This window comes from Commensalibacter communis, assembly GCF_947179015.1.
Classification (GTDB): Bacteria; Pseudomonadota; Alphaproteobacteria; order Acetobacterales; family Acetobacteraceae; genus Commensalibacter; species Commensalibacter communis.
Genome location: NZ_CAMXCM010000006.1, coordinates 78,591 through 95,639, shown reverse-complemented (window position 1 = coordinate 95,639; position 17,049 = coordinate 78,591). Strand labels below are relative to the sequence as shown.

Annotated in this window: 10 protein-coding genes; 7 read left to right on the top strand and 3 right to left on the bottom strand. The window is 38.4% G+C overall.

Annotated elements, in window-relative coordinates; translation table 11 throughout:
* Positions 1–46: 46 nt before the first annotated feature.
* The 3 genes from PQG54_RS09775 to PQG54_RS09765 are packed head-to-tail and all read right to left on the bottom strand — an operon-like array spanning position 47 to position 5,864.
* Positions 47–1,975 (bottom strand): tetratricopeptide repeat protein, encoded by a 1,929-nt coding sequence (locus tag PQG54_RS09775; protein WP_271790086.1) that lies wholly within the window; start codon positions 1,973–1,975, stop codon positions 47–49.
* Positions 1,976–2,019: 44 nt separating this feature from the next.
* Complete coding sequence (locus PQG54_RS09770; protein WP_271790087.1) at positions 2,020–3,591, bottom strand: HlyD family type I secretion periplasmic adaptor subunit; 1,572 nt, start codon at positions 3,589–3,591, stop codon at positions 2,020–2,022.
* The gene (locus tag PQG54_RS09765) at positions 3,591–5,864 is read right to left on the bottom strand and encodes a peptidase domain-containing ABC transporter (protein WP_370866908.1); all 2,274 of its coding nucleotides are present in this window, start codon (positions 5,862–5,864) and stop codon (positions 3,591–3,593) included. The genes PQG54_RS09770 and PQG54_RS09765 overlap by 1 nt, the downstream gene beginning before the upstream one ends.
* Positions 5,865–6,248: 384 nt before the next feature.
* Between PQG54_RS09765 and metH the strand changes: the two genes are divergently transcribed.
* The 7 genes from metH (at position 6,249) to purF (ending at position 17,047) form a co-directional block, all read left to right on the top strand.
* Positions 6,249–9,743 (top strand): methionine synthase, encoded by a 3,495-nt coding sequence (metH, locus tag PQG54_RS09760; protein ID WP_271790088.1) that lies wholly within the window; start codon positions 6,249–6,251, stop codon positions 9,741–9,743.
* 425 nt (positions 9,744–10,168) lie between these two features.
* Positions 10,169–11,581, top strand: coding sequence for a hypothetical protein (locus PQG54_RS09755; protein WP_271790089.1), 1,413 nt, complete (start codon positions 10,169–10,171; stop codon positions 11,579–11,581).
* Between the two features lie 400 nt (positions 11,582–11,981).
* Positions 11,982–13,703: a Na/Pi cotransporter family protein gene (locus tag PQG54_RS09750; RefSeq protein WP_271790090.1), complete on the top strand. Its 1,722-nt coding sequence runs from the start codon at positions 11,982–11,984 to the stop codon at positions 13,701–13,703.
* A 299-nt stretch (positions 13,704–14,002) separates the two neighbouring features.
* On the top strand, positions 14,003–14,533 hold the full coding sequence (locus tag PQG54_RS09745; protein ID WP_271790091.1) for a thiamine diphosphokinase: 531 nt from the start codon (positions 14,003–14,005) through the stop codon (positions 14,531–14,533).
* Positions 14,515–14,658 carry a hypothetical protein gene (locus tag PQG54_RS12460; protein WP_370866910.1) on the top strand — a complete coding sequence of 48 codons (144 nt, stop codon included), beginning with the start codon at positions 14,515–14,517 and terminating at the stop codon, positions 14,656–14,658. The genes PQG54_RS09745 and PQG54_RS12460 overlap by 19 nt, the downstream gene beginning before the upstream one ends.
* A 229-nt stretch (positions 14,659–14,887) precedes the next feature.
* Positions 14,888–15,520, top strand: a complete 633-nt coding sequence (locus PQG54_RS09740; protein ID WP_271790092.1) for a CvpA family protein — start codon at positions 14,888–14,890, stop codon at positions 15,518–15,520.
* Between the two features lie 57 nt (positions 15,521–15,577).
* Complete coding sequence (gene purF, locus PQG54_RS09735) at positions 15,578–17,047, top strand: amidophosphoribosyltransferase (RefSeq protein ID WP_271790093.1); 1,470 nt, start codon at positions 15,578–15,580, stop codon at positions 17,045–17,047.
* Positions 17,048–17,049 lie beyond the last annotated feature (2 nt).

The following is a 17,049-nucleotide window of genomic DNA, read 5'->3' as shown; positions in this document are numbered from 1 at the left end:
CACTCTTTAAAAAAAATACATTACAAGATTCATCATTCTTTAAATATTATTTTTTCTTTACAAAAAATAAACCTGGAGCCACTTCAACTTTGTCAGTTGATTTTTCTTGTATTATTTCCTCAGAACCGGGCAATTCTTGCGTTTGTTTCTCTGGCATTCGCTGCGCTGTTTCGGATTCTTTAAGCTCTGGTATAAAATTAGGGTTCTCTAATTTTTTCAGATCATTTTGAGCTTCTTTTTCCCCCGCATTCAAAGCCATTTCAAACCAATATCGTGCTTGTTTTGCATCCTGTTGTCCAGCCAAACCTTGTGCCAAATATCGACCCAACATTAATTGAGCCTTCGAATGACCTTTCTCTGCTGCTTTTCTGAACCAAATTTGAGCCTTTTCACGATTAGGTTCTAAATGATTTCCTCCACCATATATCGCACCCAAAGAAAACATTGCTGGAACACTGCCTTGATCTGCAGCCATTTGATAAAATTTCAGAGCTTCTTCGGCTAAGGCTTGCCCATTATTGGATTTACCCTCTAATAAAATATGGGCCCACAAAATTTGTGCATCCACAATCCCTTCTTCTGCTGCAGATGATATCCAAGCATATGCTTCATCAGGTTTTTGCTCTCCTCCAGCACCCTCAAGCAGCATTCTACCATACCAATATCGTGCTTGCATCACTTCTGGACAGCTTTTCCTCAACCATTCACGAGCTTGTTTTTCTTTTTCAACATCGGGATTAAGCGTATTGCTTTTCAACAAAGCCACTGCCAAGTTAAACATAATTGGCTGTATACCCTGCTCTGCACCAGGGATGAGATAATCTTTAATGACATCGTCAATCTGCAAATTACTGTCTGACAATTGAATTGCCATATCACCAAGAGTGACCGTCGCAATAACGTCCCCCTTCTTAGCAGCAAAACTTAATAAATCTATGGCTTTATTAGTTGATTGCGGAAGCCCCATTCCTCTTAAATACAACAACCCCAATGATCTTGTGGCCGTAACATGTCCTTTTTCAGCAGCAACTACATACCAACGAGCAGCCTCTACATAATTAGGAGGGATATCATTATTGCCCTGACCATTCATATCTGCTAACACAACAGCAGCCTCTATATCTCCTGCCAAGGCCGCTTTTCGTAACCAAGTTTCTGCCTGGATAAAATTTTGCTCTACCCCTTGACCATTTTTTAACGCAACACCATACAGCGCTTGGGCAGATCTGACACCATTTTCAGCCGCTCTTTTATATAGCTCTGCTGCACGCTGAATATCAAGTGGAACCCCTCTACCCGATTGATACATTACCCCCAATTTGTATAATGCTGTTGCCATATCCCTCTCTGCGGCAACTTCTAGAAATTTAGCAGCCTCGGCATAATCATTATCATTTTCTCCCGTTCGCAATAAAAGCAATCCTTTGCCCATATAGCCTTGGGCCGAATCTTGGGCAATTGCTTTATCATACCAACTCAATGCTTCAGAAACTATTTCTGGTTCTTTCGTTTCCGAAGAAAGCAAATAAGCATATAATGCTTGGGCTTCAGCCAAACCCTGTTCAGCAGCTTGTTTAGCCCAATAACGTGATTTATCTAAATCGGGCTGTAAGTTATCATAATTTTCTTCTGGAAGAGGTTCAAAAATATTTTGTCCAGTTATTTCTTGCGCCTCTGGCACCCCTCTCATATATAATAACGCCAGCATATACGCTGAATCAACCCAACCTGCGGTTGCTGCTGTTTCATGCCACAAAGCCGCTTCACGAAGGTTAAAAAGAACCCCATGAGCATTTAAATAGCACATCCCTAGCCAGTATTGCGCCTCTGGAGACTGCATTGACGCAGCTTGAGAAAATTGGTTAAAAGCCGTTTCATAATCTTCATTTTCATATGAACTTTTGGCCTTATCCAATATTTTCTCAATTTTTTTAGATTGACGATTTTCACCGCCTATTCTAAATAATCTGCGCATTCTTTCTTAAACTCCTGTAAATTACAACAGTAAACAACCAACTCTTACTGAGGGTCACGCATACCATTGGTTAATTGCGGAACGATACCGTTCAATAAATATTGCGCAACAGTCCTTTTTCCAACATGGATATCAGCTGAAACGGTCAACCCGGGTGTTGGGTGAAAAAAGTTGGGAACATTATGTAATGTGTATTTTTCAATTTTTAAACGTGCTCTGAAAAAAGGTTTATCTCTAAAAGTCAAAGGAGCATTTCCCAGACGATTTGTTTCTTGTGTCATATCACCTGGTTGGAAAACATCTGCACTGATATTTGTTAAAATTGCTTCGGCACCACCATATTGCGTGTATGGAAAAGTATTAAATTTAATATTTGCCTTATCTCCTAACTTTAAATATCCAATCTCATCACCAGAAACAGCAGCCTCTACTTCTAACCCTGTTCCTACAGGAATTAATGTAATAAAAGGAACACCCGCATTTAATACTGATCCAACAGATCCTTTGGTAATTGATAAAACAATAGAATCCTGTTCAGCTTTTAACATTACCTTGTTTTTACGTAAGCGTGCTTTTTTATAGTCGCCCTCGTCACGTGCATATAGTTTAATAGCGGCATTCAACTCTTTATAAACTGTCCCTTTCCAATTTTCGATATATGCAGTACGCTCAGATTGTAGAGATTCAATACGTTTTGCCGTTGCATTAGCTGTCTGTTGTGCTGTAATTAATCGATTTTCGACATCCATTAACGTATCTTGTGAACCAAGAGTGGATAATTTACTACCCACTTCTTCTTGTTGCAGTTTTGTACGCATTTGATGAACATCAGAGGCCACTTTGACGCGACCGCGTAATACAGCAATACTCGCAATAGAATTTTTTAACTGTGCTTGTTGTTCAGCAATTTTTTGATCAAAACCAGCAACCTTCGCGTCATATTCTAATTTACGTTTCAGGAATAAGTTTCCTTGTTCAACAGAGTAAGAATCTGATGGATCAACGGTATAAGTTTTTCCATCTGCCTCTGCACGTAAACGATCATATTCTGCTTTATCAGCACCGACTTGAACTTTTAAATTATCAATATCCGCATCTGATAATGTTGGATCAAGATGTGCAATAACTTGCCCCTTCGTAACAAAATCACCTTCTTTGACGTCAATAGATTTGATAATACTTTGTTCCAAAGGTTGTACTAATAAAGGCGTTTCCGTAGAAATTAACCGACCTTCTGCTGACACAACCTTATCAAGCGGGAAAAAACACATTCCTATAAATGAAAACGTTGCTAATCCACCCATTAACCATGTGATGTATTGAGCAGAAGCCGTCGGAGGCATATTAATGACCGCAGACGTTGGCGAATGGAATTCCAATAATGCAATCGGCATATCCGCCTGGAAGCTATCATCAGAATCTGCTTCAGGTAAATAATACCCGTCTGGCACATGATTATCATCATCTTGCCCGTTATCAATATCGGATGCCTGTGTATTTTTCTTAGGCAGCGTCTGATTTTCGTCAGACTGAGTTAAACCGTTTTCTATATTGTTTTTCCCATCAGGTTGAACGCCTTTTGGTAATTGATCATGTTTATTATCATCAACCATCATTACATTCCTTCAGGCACCAAACCATCGCCACTTTGTTTTTCTTTTTTGGGTTTCTCTTGGGTATGCCTATTTTGCTGCAACCATAAGGTACGATAGATTTCACAAGTTTCTAATAATTCCTCGTGGTTACCAATTGCTTGCATTATCCCTTGATCTAAAACCAAGATTTTATCACAATTTACCAAAGAAGAAAGTCGGTGTGAGACGATTACCATCGTACGTCCAGTAGCAATACGCTCTAGGTTGGCATTAACCAAAGCTTCGCTTTCTGGATCCAATGCTGACGTTGCTTCATCCAAAATCATGAATTTAGGATCTAAAATTACAGAACGTGCAATTGCCAACCGTTGCCGCTGTCCACCAGAAATATTAGTAGAACCCTCTTCAATAAAGGTATCATAGCCTGCTGGCATACGTTCAATAAACTCTTCTGCTCCTGCCAAACGTGAGGCACGAATGACATCCTCCATCGTTAGCCCTGGACGACCTGCGGTAATATTATCTTTAATTGTTCCTCTAAATAGGAAGTTGTCTTGTAATACCACACCAAATGAGCGTCTTAAATGTGTTAAGTTAATTTCACGTAGATCAACACCATCTAACCGTAAGAAGCCTGTATATTCACGACTTACACCTTGTAGCAAGCGCGTAATAGTTGATTTACCAGAACCGCTTCGGCCAACTAACCCCAACATTGTTCCAGCAGGAATAGAAAAACTCAAATCTTTCAACGCACGGTTGCTGCCACCTGGATATGTAAAATTCACATTTTCAAACGTTAAAGCACCAACAATCTTAGGACGGAGTCCAGTTGTCAATGCTTTCGTTTCCGTGGGGTTATTTAAAATGTCGCCGGCTTGACTAAGAGAAGTCCTCACCTCAGTAATAGATGAAGTCAACTTTGCCATACCAACAAGTGGACTAGCAACACGCCCACCCAACATCATAAATGCAACAACAACACCCGCATCAATCCCAGATGTCGGATTTGTAATTGCAAGAAACGCACCAATCAGAATAATACCACGATTAATAAAGAAATCGAGTGGCATTACCAATGTTTCTGGCCAGTTTTGGATCCGAGAGGTCGATAAACGCCATTTAGAAACATCCGCAATCACCTCGTCCCATTCGCGTCGACGTGCAGGTTCTAGCGCCAGTGTCTTAAGCGTCCTAATCCCAGCCACAGTCTCATACATCATTGAGGAACGTGTCATTTCAGCTTCGATACGACCCTTAAAACGTTTGCTAATTGCAGGTAAGAATAGAATAACGATAAGCCCAATCAAGCCTGCAGCTGCAACCGTCAACCATGCGAGTGTTGGACTGATGTAGAACAAAAATGGCAAAATCACGACCAACGTAAACAAATCCAAAAATGTTGACAGCAATTTACCTGTAATAAAGTCTCTTACCATATAAATCTGGGACACTTTACCAACAATACGACCCGCTTGTTGACGTTCAAAGAATTCTAATGGTAATGCCAATAAACGGTTATAGGTGTGAATGGAGATACGCGAATCTAATCTTGTGGCCAAAATAGCAGTTAATTCACGACGAGCATAACTGATTAAAACTTCATAAAAACACAAAATAATCAGCAAACCTGCAATCGAGATAAGCGTCGAAGTTGAATGAAAAGCAATGACTCGGTTAATAACTTGCATCACAATAAAAGCAGGAAAGATTTGCAAAATACTGATAATCATTGAGGCAAAGCTAATATCGCGTAATAAAACACGCTCACGCAATACCATCTTTGCAAGCCATGCAAAGTTAATAACAGCATCCGCCTCAGAAAGATTCCGATTGGCTTTGACCAATAAGACATCCCCTGTCCATGCTTGACGCAAACGTAATTCATCAACGGCTATGGGTGCATCTGTTTCTTTACCCAAGGGATCTCTAAGAAAAACAACCCGTTTCTTTGGGTTAACCCCAACCATTAAACCCGCAGAACCATCTTTAAACATCAATACGACGGGTGGGGAATTATATAAACGAATCAAATAACGCCACTTTAAGCGCATTCCTTTTGCAACCAATCCCTGACCATTCAGCCAACGTGAAAGCGTTGCTGGAGAAGGAGATGCTTCGTCTGGTTGCTTGGCTAGATCACGCATATCAAGATCAACACCGTGATATTTAGCAGCAGCCATTGTGGCACGAATACGGATCATCATCGGAGAAAGACGCTCGACTTTTTGGGTTGCACCGTCTTTATTTTGCCCCGATCCTGACTGAGGGGGAGTGTTTAATGGTTGATCCACGGATCATCTTTCATCAAAAATCTCTACAATACTAAAACTTAACGCTTCTTGGAAATTGAGATGCCCAGTTTAATCTTAAATGACTCTCTCCAAAGAAACACCACGGAACATATCAATTATTTGTCAATAATTCAACCATTTCAAATATTCTAATAAAATTAGCCAAATTAAAATATTATGATTTGTAAATTACCTAGTCATAATATAAATGGTGAAATCATTATAAATTTATTTCATTTTCAAAACAATACTATTTTATATGATTTTTTTTATTTTTACATCTTGCTATTATAAAGTAAGATCTATCTTTAAAATACTTCACTTAATAAACTGCAATTGACTACCTTTACTCTTCACCTCAACCGATAATTAGGCTTTTAATTTATGTCTGGACAAAGTAAACTTCTCGAAAAACTTCAACAACAAATCCTCCTATGTGATGGCGGCATGGGTTCGATCGTTCAAATGCTTGACCTTGATATCCAAAAAGATTTTTGGGGCAAAGAAAATTGTACAGAAGTCTTAAACTTATCCAGACCTGATTTGGTAAGAGATATCCACCGCCAATATTTCGAGGCAGGTGCGGATATGGTGGAAACCAATTCTTTTGGTGGCTCTACCATTACACTTAGTGAATTTGACCTTCAAGACCAAACTCGTGAAATCAATAAACGTGCGGCTGAAATTGCTCATGAAGCTGCTGATCTTTTTAAAGATGGGAAAGAACGTTTTGTTGTTGGATCAATTGGCCCAGGAACACGCCTTCCCTCTTTAGGTAACATCGCTTATGATCCGTTAGAGGCTGCACTTGCGGAACAATGTCGTGGATTAATTGATGGTGGGGTTGATTGTTTTTTAATTGAAACATGTCAAGACCCATTACAGATCAAAGCTGCGGTCAATGCTGCAAAAATTGCTCAAAAAGAAGCCAGCCTCTTCTTGCCTATCTTTGTCCAAGTCACAATTGAAACGACTGGCACTTTGTTGGTTGGCAGTGATATTGCTGCTGCTGCGACGGTAATTGATGCTTTAGACGTGCAAATGATGGGCATGAACTGCGGAACAGGCCCACGCGAAATGGGTGAAGCCATTAAATGGCTTTCTCAATATTGGCCACGTTTAATTTCTATGCAACCCAATGCTGGCCTTCCGGAGTTATTAGATGGTAAAACACACTATCCATTATCTCCAGAAGAAATGGGCGTTTGGATGGCGCGTTATATCGAAGAACAAAAAGTCAATATGATTGGTGGGTGTTGTGGTACCAATCCAAACCATATTGCTGCAATGGACAAAGTGTTACGCGAAAGAGCCACTAATGAAGGTTCTGCTGGTCGTCCAAAATCCATTCCACGCACACATGTTGCCATGCCATCTGTTGCCAGCCTTTTCTCTGCCACCCCATTACGTCAAGAAAATAGTCTATTTTCTATTGGTGAGCGTTGTAATGCCAATGGGTCTAAGAAATGGCGTGATCTGCAAGCCGATCAAGATTGGGATGGTTGTGTTACCGTTGGGCGTGAACAATTAAAAGAAGGCTCTAATGCGCTTGATGTCTGTATGGCGTTTGTTGGGCGCGATGAAGATGCTGAAATGCGTGAAATTATTCCTCGTTTTACCTCTTCTATTAATGCACCTTTAGTCATTGATTCCACGGGCACCGATGTCATTGAAACTTGTTTAAAATTACATGGTGGGAAGCCAATTATCAACTCTATCAATTTTGAAGATGGCGAAGAAATCGCAGCAGAACGGATGGTTTTGGCAAAAAAGTTTGGTGCTGCTGTAATTGCCCTTACCATTGACGAGGTGGGAATGGCAAAAACGCCCGAGGATAAATTGCGCATTGCAACACGCCTGGTTGAATTTGCTTGTGATCGTTATGGATTGCCCCAGTCTGATTTGATGATTGATCCCCTCACCTTTACCATCGCCACTGGGGTTGAGGATGATCGTAAATTAGGTCTGTGGACATTAGAAGGCATCAAAGCCATTCATGATAAATTCCCTGATATTCAAATCGTTTTGGGATTATCCAATATTTCCTTTGGGTTAAATCCTGCTGCACGTGCTGTCTTAAACTCGGTCTTTTTATATCATGCGCAACAAGCAGGTATGACTTCTGCAATTATTCACGTTTCTAAAATCCGTCCTATGCATTTAATTGACAAAGAAGAAGTCAAAGTTATTGAGGATTTGATTTTTGATCGCAGAACCGAGGATTATGATCCTTTAAAGAAAGTCTTAGAAATCTTTGCTGATCGCAAAGCCTCTCAAGCTGCGGCACGTCCTGTTGCAACCACGATTGAAGAACAGCTTCATGATCGTATTGTGGATGGCAATCGTAAAGGCTTAGAGGACGATTTGAAGAAGGCTATGGAAAAATACGAGCCTTTAGAAATTATCAATACCTTATTATTGAGCGGCATGAAAACCGTTGGTGAGTTATTTGGTTCTGGGAAAATGCAACTTCCCTTCGTTTTACAATCTGCTGAAACAATGAAAGCTGCTGTTTCTTTTCTGGAACCTTTCATGGAAAAAACCAGTGATGATACGAAAGGCACCATGGTTCTGGCTACCGTTAAAGGGGACGTGCATGATATTGGTAAAAACCTTGTTGATATTATCCTAAGCAATAATGGGTTCAACGTTGTTAATTTAGGGATTAAAGTCCCTGTTGCAGATATGATTAATGCTGCCAAAGAGCATAATGCCGATGCGATTGGTATGTCGGGTCTATTGGTAAAGTCCACCGTGATTATGCGTGAAAACCTTGAAGAGATGGCAGAGCAAGGATTAAATGTTCCTGTGTTACTTGGTGGTGCTGCTTTAACACGTGCTTATGTTGAAGAAGATTGCTCTGAGGCTTACAGCAAAAATAACGGCTTGGTTGCCTATGCACGTGATGCGTTTGACGGGCTGACCTTAATGGAAAAAATCGCAGAGGGAAATTTAGAGGGATATGTTGCTGCTCAAAAAGTGCAGAATAAACGTCCTAAACGTGCGGCTAAGAAAGAAAAGATCGAAGTTCCCCCATTAACGAAGGAAGAATCAACACAACGCCGTCGAGAAATGGCTCCCGACGAAGAGGTTCCTACACCACCATTTTGGGGGGTAAAACGATTAGAAGCAAAAATGAAGGCAATCCTGCCGTTTCTTAATGAACGTTCCTTATATCAACTACAATGGGGCATGAAAAAACAAGGGAAAACGCTGGAAGAATTCCTTGAAAATGCAAAAGTTGAGTTAAGACCCATTTTACATAAACTCATAGAGCAATGTGAAAAAGAAAATATCCTGCAACCTCAGGCTTTGTATGGCTATTGGAAAGCAGCAGCATGCGGTGAAGACATCATTCTTTTTGACGAAGATGGTCAAACTGAATTATGTCGGTTTAATTTACCCAGACAGCCTGGCGCTAATCGTTTTTGTTTAACCGATTTTGTGCGTGATATTGATGATCCTGTTCGTGATGTTATTGGATTGCAAGTTGTGACTGTTGGTCAACAAGCGTCTGACACTACTCGAGTATGGTTCGAAGATAATCGCTACCAAGATTATCTGTACCTACACGGATTATCTGTTGAAATGACCGAAGCCATGGCAGAATATACCCATCAACGTATGCGTTCTGAACTGGGATATATGGGTGAAGACGATCCCGACATGAATCAACTTTTGATGCAAGGATATCGTGGCTCCCGTTATTCTTTTGGATATCCAGCCTGTCCAAATATCGAAGATCAAAAGCATATTTTGAAATTACTGAAAGCTGAGCAATTGGGGATTACCCTATCTGAAGAATGGCAATTACATCCAGAACAATCCACTTCTGCGCTGGTTTTGTTTCATCCAAAAGCCAAGTATTTTATTGTTTAAACATATATCATTATTTTAAGTAGATCAGGATATAGTCTTTCTAGTTTTTTTAAAACAAGAAAGACTTTTTTTTATATAAAACTGACTGTCGAATAAATTTAAATTTTAGAATTATCAGATGATCATACGCCAAAAAATACAACCTAATTGACTTCTATGAACCTGCAAAAATCATCATTCACTTAATCGTAAAAGGCTACTGTAACGTGTTACACTAAATATATTAATGATTTTTTTTGTTCAAGCAATCTATACCATCTCATCGACCATCTGCTAATCTTAATGATTATAGCTTAAATCAAATTTATTTCGATAATGTAAAATAAATAATAAATAAACTAGGAACCTTGCAATTATCGTTATAAATACTATATATATTTATGTACATAATATATACGTTCGTAATAACTATTTTGGAATCTACAATGATTATTTTCAAAGGCAAGGATCTTATACTCCATCATCATAAAGGAAAATCTGATTATATTATTATTTCATTTAGACCTGGCTATGAATTCAATACTGCCCTTGATGATTTCTTTCTGTTGCCTGTTGTCAAGAAATATGACATCAACTTCTTAGGAATTAATGCTTTCTGGAATCATTACTACTTAACTTCAGAAATGAACAAAGTAATTGAACTTTGTAATCGAATTTCTAAACAATTTAAAAAAATAATTGTTATGGGTTTATCACTAGCAGGATATGCTGCATTAAAATATTCTAAAGCACTAAATGCTGATATTGTTTTTGCCATGTCTCCCAGAGCTACACTTGATAAACAAGTATGCCCACTTTCACACATGTCTGAAGATGCCGTTACTAAATTACCATACACGACTGTGAAGAAATCAACCATTCAAGCCAGCGATATTAAAGGTAAAGTATTTCTTGTATTCGACCCATATGTCCCAAAAGAGGATCTAGATAAAGAACATCTTAGTTATCTTCGTAAGCAAATGACTGAATGTGTAGATATCCCAACTTATTTCGCTGGACATATGCTTATTACGCATTTGCAAGGATCTGTAGTCTTCAAATCGATTATAGATGCCTTAGTTTCTAATAATAAACAAAAAGTTATTAGCACTGTTGCTGATGTCAGACGACATCACATCGAAAATATTAAAGTTAAAGCTGCTCTATTCATCGACAAATATCCTTACTTAGTCTACCGGATGTTAACGAGCCAATCTTTTTTACAAGTTCAAAATAATCAAAAAATTTTAAATGACTATCGACTATTATTGAAATTAAGTTTCAATTTGGCAAAAAAAGGATATCAACAAGAGAGCGCAAACTTTTTAAGAAGTATATTATTTGCTAAGACAGGAAACTTTGACGTATCCAATACTACTCCTCAACAACAATCTTGTCTTACCCCATATCCGTATCTTATTAATTTCCATGGTTATTTTTTAGCATATAATTATCAAACAAAACAATTAGAACCTGCTGCTAATTTAGATGAAAAACCATATTGCTTACCTGTCCAAATTTATAATCAAAATGGCAAAATGAAACTCATATGTATTCATCTTGGTTTTATCTTTGAATTAAAATATCAGGATAAAGTATCCTATCATCTAGATTTATTGTCCGACGATTATACACCTAATCATATCAAACCAATTTTAATTGGTAACGTCATGTTTATACATACTATTGAAAGAAATAGATTCATAGGCGTTCATCAAGGAAATATACACATAGCATCACGACCACAAGATTGGGAATCATTTGCGCCTATTTCTATGGTATCTCCTACACAAATTGCTAAACAAAATAGTATATCTGTTAATGTTAACAATCAAAACATCACCATATCCGTTAATTAAGATATACAACTAAGAGAGTTGGCAATAGCCGTCTCTTTATAGAGGTAATGATGAATTTTTCTTTAACTTTTATTAAATCCATCATTACCCCTCCTAATATAGTCTGGATTAACCAACAAAATTCAGACATTATTTTATTACAATACTTAACATCCATAAAATAATCACAAGTTAAATTGTAATATCTTTACAAGTAATCATAATATTATTATTTTAGAAAATATTTTTAAAAACTTAAACAACTTTTCCAACGATTATACACTACCCATTTAAAACAAAAATTGCATTTTTTTAAACTTTAATGATAAATTAATACCCCTGTAATTCATTTAAGATATTATTTTACTCTTCTATCTCTTATAGAAATGATTACCGTTCTTTACCCAAGCGAGGTTTATTATTGAATTTTGTTAGTATTATTGATCTTGCCGGCAGTGTTGCCCTATTGCTATGGGGTGTACATATGGTGCAAACTGGCGTACAGCGTGCTTTTGGCGCAAGACTCAATCAAATTTTATCAAAAACATTACGAAACAAGATTCAAGCTTTTTTTGCGGGTTTGGGCATCACTGCCGTTTTGCAATCATCTACAGCCACTGGATTAATGATTACCAGCTTTACCGCAAATGGAGTCATTGGACTTCCCTCTGCTTTGGCGGTGATGCTTGGGGCGAATGTCGGAACAACGTTGATCGTTCAATTGTTATCATTTGACGTATCACGCATAGCTCCTTTGTTTGTTCTTATTGGGGTGGTGATGTTCAGACGGTGGATGAACGCTGTACGTGATTTAGGTAGATCGTTCATTGGGTTGGGTCTAATTTTAATTTCTCTGCATCAATTCTTAGAAATCTTACAACCATACACCAACCAGCCTTCTTTGCGCTTGATGCTGGGCAGCATCGCAGATATGCCCTTAATCGCCGTATTTATTGCATTGGTTTTAACATGGATTATGCATTCCTCTGTTGCTGTTGTCTTATTGATTGCCTCGTTCGCATCGCATAATGTTATCCCACCAGAAACCGCTTTTGCAATGGTTATTGGCTCCAATATCGGGACAGCATTGAACCCCGTATTGGAAGGAACTGGCAAAGATATCGTCTCTAAACGTTTACCTATCGGGAATCTATTAAACCGTGTTATTGGTGCAGCGATCTGTATGTTATTTTTGACGCAAATGACTCGTTGGTTTATCTACTATTATCCTGATATGAATCGTTCTGTAGCCAATTTTCATACTCTTTTTAACATTGTGACGGCTGCTGTATTTTTACCCTTTTTGACACCTTATGCTGAGTTCCTGAAGCGCATCATGCCCCGCCCAAAAGAGGAAAAAACAGAAGATCCGTCTAAGCCAATATATCTTGATAAATCCGCTCTGAAACAATCCCCTATGCTTGCTATCAGCAACGCAATCAGGGAATCTTTGCGTTTGTGCGATGCATTGGAAAAAATGTTGTATGGGGTGGATAATACATTGAAAAGCAAAACCCCTCAAATCGCCATTGAGGCAAGAAGAGTTGATATTATTCTGGATAAATTAACCAGCTCTATTCAAAGTTATGTCACAGCATTAGATCCAGAGTCTTTAAACCGGAATGAATTAACGCAAACAGAACGCATACTTACTTTTTGCACACAAATTGCCAATGCCAGTGATGTCTTGGATCGCAATGTCTTACCAACGGTTCATAAAATGGCTAAGCAGCGCATCATATTACCCGATGAGATGATGCAACCTTTGAAAGATATGTTAAAACGTATGCATCAAAATTTACGTATTGCTGCAACTTTGTTGATGAACGAGGATGAAACCATCGCCAGAAAGCTGGCCGAGGAAAAGGATATTTTCAGAGAAACTGAAAATCAAGCAAACTCTATTTATTATCGTCGTTTACGAGAAGAAACCACCAATAAAAAAAACCAGATCCTTTATGGATCATTTATGCTGGAACTTGCTCGTGATTTAAAACGTACTAACACGCATATCGTGGCATCAGCGGCTTATCCTGTCTTAGATCAATCAGGTTTATTATTACCTAGTCGTTTGCAACCCGAAGATGATACCAATTTATCCACAGACAAGGAATTGTCCAAACGCGAGGAAAATGAAGAATGATATATTCATTCAACTCAATATAACTAAAATGCCAATGATTCGAGTTTTTAATAGCTGTTTTGCCAAAGTCTAACAATAATTTCCTGCGCTATATATAAGGTATACTCCACGCCTCCCTTATCTTTAAATAGTTGCTCCTCTAAATATCTCCTAACGTTCTCTATTTATCTGAGCAAAAACACTATTTTCTTGTCTTATCAAGGAAAAAATAGTGACTTTATATTATTCTTCAAATTAAGATTACAATTTATTCAACTTTTTAAAACTGATAATACAGTTTCCATAGGAAAAAATATTCTATGAAATACTATCCTATGCCCACCATCCAAAGTACAGCACAAGCCATTATCCTCGCAAATGGTGATTTCCCCCGTCACCCTATTCCAAAATTGATTTTACAATATCATCAAGACAAGTTGGTCTGTTGCGACGGAGCAGCCAATAATTTATTAAACCATCATCTTACTGCACAGGTCATTATTGGGGATGGCGATTCTTTATCGCTAGATAATCAGATAAAATATCAAGATAAATTTATAAAATTATCAGACCAAAATACCAACGATCTCACCAAAGCGGTGTTATTTTGCCAAAGCCAATCCTTACAATCTTTGATTATCTTAGGCGCAACGGGGAAAAGAGAAGACCACACCATCGCCAATATTGCCTTACTGGTAAATTATCTATCAATCATTGACGACGTCACCATGATTACCGATTTTGGCGTTTTTAATGCTATTCAACTTCTATGCAGCTTTGAAAAAGCTATTCTAAACAACAAGTTTCTTTATTTAGTCAGTCCCCTACTCCAATTACTACCACCAATTTAAAGTATCCTTTGAATCAACAAAATCATATTTATTGGTGGCAAGGGTCGTTAAACGAATCTTTAGGGGATGAATTTACAATTGAAGTTAATAACGCTTTGATCGTTTATCGAGCATTTCGAGAGTAATTGTCTATTATGCGATGAAGAGCAAAAATATTTTTTGATAAAATTTGATTTTAGAACAATTCTTCCTATCTATCATTCACTAAGTAAAAATAACGATAAGGCAAATAATAGGTTCTTGGTGTAACGAAAATAATTTATAACTATCTATTGATATAAAGACATTGTTTAATTATGAATATGTTTTACACACTTCATTAAAAAGGGATCTCTTAATAAAGTGCTAGATAATATGAACTGGATTGATCTGGTTTGCCTTGGGATAATTATCCTGAGTGCTTTATCAGGATTAACCAGAGGCTTTACCCGAGAATTCATTGGTTTGTTTGGATGGGTTGTTGCTGCAAGCCTTGCTAATCGTTGGTATCCTGACCTCGCACCAAAGATCACCCCTTATATTAGCAACGAAACCATTGCTGACATAGCATCATTTGCTACTATTTTTATATTATGTTGCATCGTCATTAATACGCTTGCTAATGTGATTGTTGGTCAAAACTCAACACGTTTTTCTATTCTAGGAAGACTGGATCGACTGCTTGGTGCTGCGTGTGGTGCGGTAAAGGGGTTTGCCACCTTGGCAATTATTTATATTTTTGGTGGTATTGTTTTTCCTTCGGCGCAATGGCCAGAAATTTTACAAGAAAGCCAAATGGTTCCTTATGTTTATCAAGGTGCTGTTTATATTAACGGCTTGCTGCCCAGCTCCATGCAAAGAGATATTATTGTTCCACAGATAAAAACGCCCAGAACATCTTATCCGACCAATACAAACACCGATCCAAATATGATTACTGATCCAAATGAACCTTTGCCTGCAACTGGACAACATAATCCAGACGAAGGGGTTTCCCCTGATTATTAACCTCATATTGTTCTCTTACGATTATTCTGTTTTTCCCTTAACCACCATGGATTTATCATGACACTTTCCTCTCTTTTTTCTCATGAACTTGATTTTATCGACGATGACGAATTCCACGAAGAATGCGGTGTTGTCGGTATATGGACAACCCAAGATGCAGCTTCGTTAACCGCATTGGGGCTACATGCTTTGCAACATCGTGGGCAAGAAGCAAGTGGCATCGTGACCTATGATGGGAACCAATTTCATACACATCGTGGTCTAGGATTAGTTGGGGAAGTCTTTGATGACCCAAGGGTGATTGCCTCTTTACCAGGAGGAATGGGAATTGGCCATAATCGTTATGCCACCACAGGTGAAACACAATTACGCAATGTGCAGCCTTTATATGGCGATTTCGAATTTGGTGGGTTTGCGGTTGCACATAACGGCAATTTAACCAATGCACAATTATTAAAGCAATCTTTGGTGCGCAGAGGCTGTTTATTCCAATCCAGCACAGATAGTGAAGTTTTTATTCATTTAATTGCAATTTCTTTATATAGCAACGTCATTGATCGTTTCATTGATGCCATCAAACAAGTTCAAGGTGCATATTCTTTGGTTGCTTTATCCAAAGACATGTTAATCGCTGCCAGAGATCCTTTGGGCGTAAGACCTTTGATTCTTGGTAAATTGCCATATAGTCAAGATGAAAACTCATGGGTTGTCGCCAGTGAAACCTGTGCATTGTCCAGCATGGGTGCGGATTTTGTTCGTGATATCGAGCCTGGCGAGGTCATCATTATCGATCACGATGGGGTTCGCTCTATCCATCCATTTGCTGATAATACTTCAAGTCGTTTTTGTATTTTTGAATATGTGTATTTCGCTAGACCTGATTCGGTTATCGAAAATAAATCAGTTTATATGGCACGAAAAAAAATTGGTGCTGAATTAGCAAAAGAATCCCATGTGGAAGCCGATGTCGTCGTCCCTGTTCCTGATTCTGGGGTACCAGCTGCAATAGGTTACGCCGAGGCAAGCAATATTCCTTTTGAGTTAGGCATTATTCGTAGCCATTATATTGGCAGAACCTTTATTGAACCGACCGATCAAATTCGTAATCTGGGGGTCAAATTAAAGCATGCCACCAATCGTGCCGTCATTAACGGCAAGCGTGTAATCTTAATCGATGATTCGATTGTTCGTGGAACCACGTCTAAGAAGATCGTTGAAATGGTCAGAGCTGCAGGTGCTATAGAGGTTCATTTGCGTATTGCCTCCCCTCCTACACAACATTCTTGTTTTTATGGAATTGATACCCCTGCCGAAGAAAAGCTATTGGCTCATACTCATTCAATCGATGAAATGTGTAAATTAATTGGCGCTGATTCATTGGGATTTGTGTCTGCTGACGGTCTTTATCGTGCTCTGCAAGAAGACAAAAGAAACAACCAAAACCCACAATATTGCGATGCTTGCTTTACAGGGGATTATCCAATTCCGTTAACAGATCATGATATGCAATTAGTCAAATCTAAATAAAT

What these genes read in the sequence shown, in the direction of transcription:
- PQG54_RS09740 (WP_271790092.1), top strand. Translation starts at nt 14,888, where the DNA reads ATGAACTGGATTGATCTGGTTTGCCTTGGGATAATTATCCTGAGTGCT.
- metH (WP_271790088.1), top strand. Translation starts at nt 6,249, where the DNA reads ATGTCTGGACAAAGTAAACTTCTCGAAAAACTTCAACAACAAATCCTC.
- purF (WP_271790093.1), top strand. Translation starts at nt 15,578, where the DNA reads ATGACACTTTCCTCTCTTTTTTCTCATGAACTTGATTTTATCGACGAT.
- PQG54_RS09755 (WP_271790089.1), top strand. Translation starts at nt 10,169, where the DNA reads ATGATTATTTTCAAAGGCAAGGATCTTATACTCCATCATCATAAAGGA.
- PQG54_RS09775 (WP_271790086.1), bottom strand. Translation starts at nt 1,975, where the DNA reads ATGCGCAGATTATTTAGAATAGGCGGTGAAAATCGTCAATCTAAAAAA.
- PQG54_RS09745 (WP_271790091.1), top strand. Translation starts at nt 14,003, where the DNA reads ATGAAATACTATCCTATGCCCACCATCCAAAGTACAGCACAAGCCATT.
- PQG54_RS09770 (WP_271790087.1), bottom strand. Translation starts at nt 3,591, where the DNA reads ATGATGGTTGATGATAATAAACATGATCAATTACCAAAAGGCGTTCAA.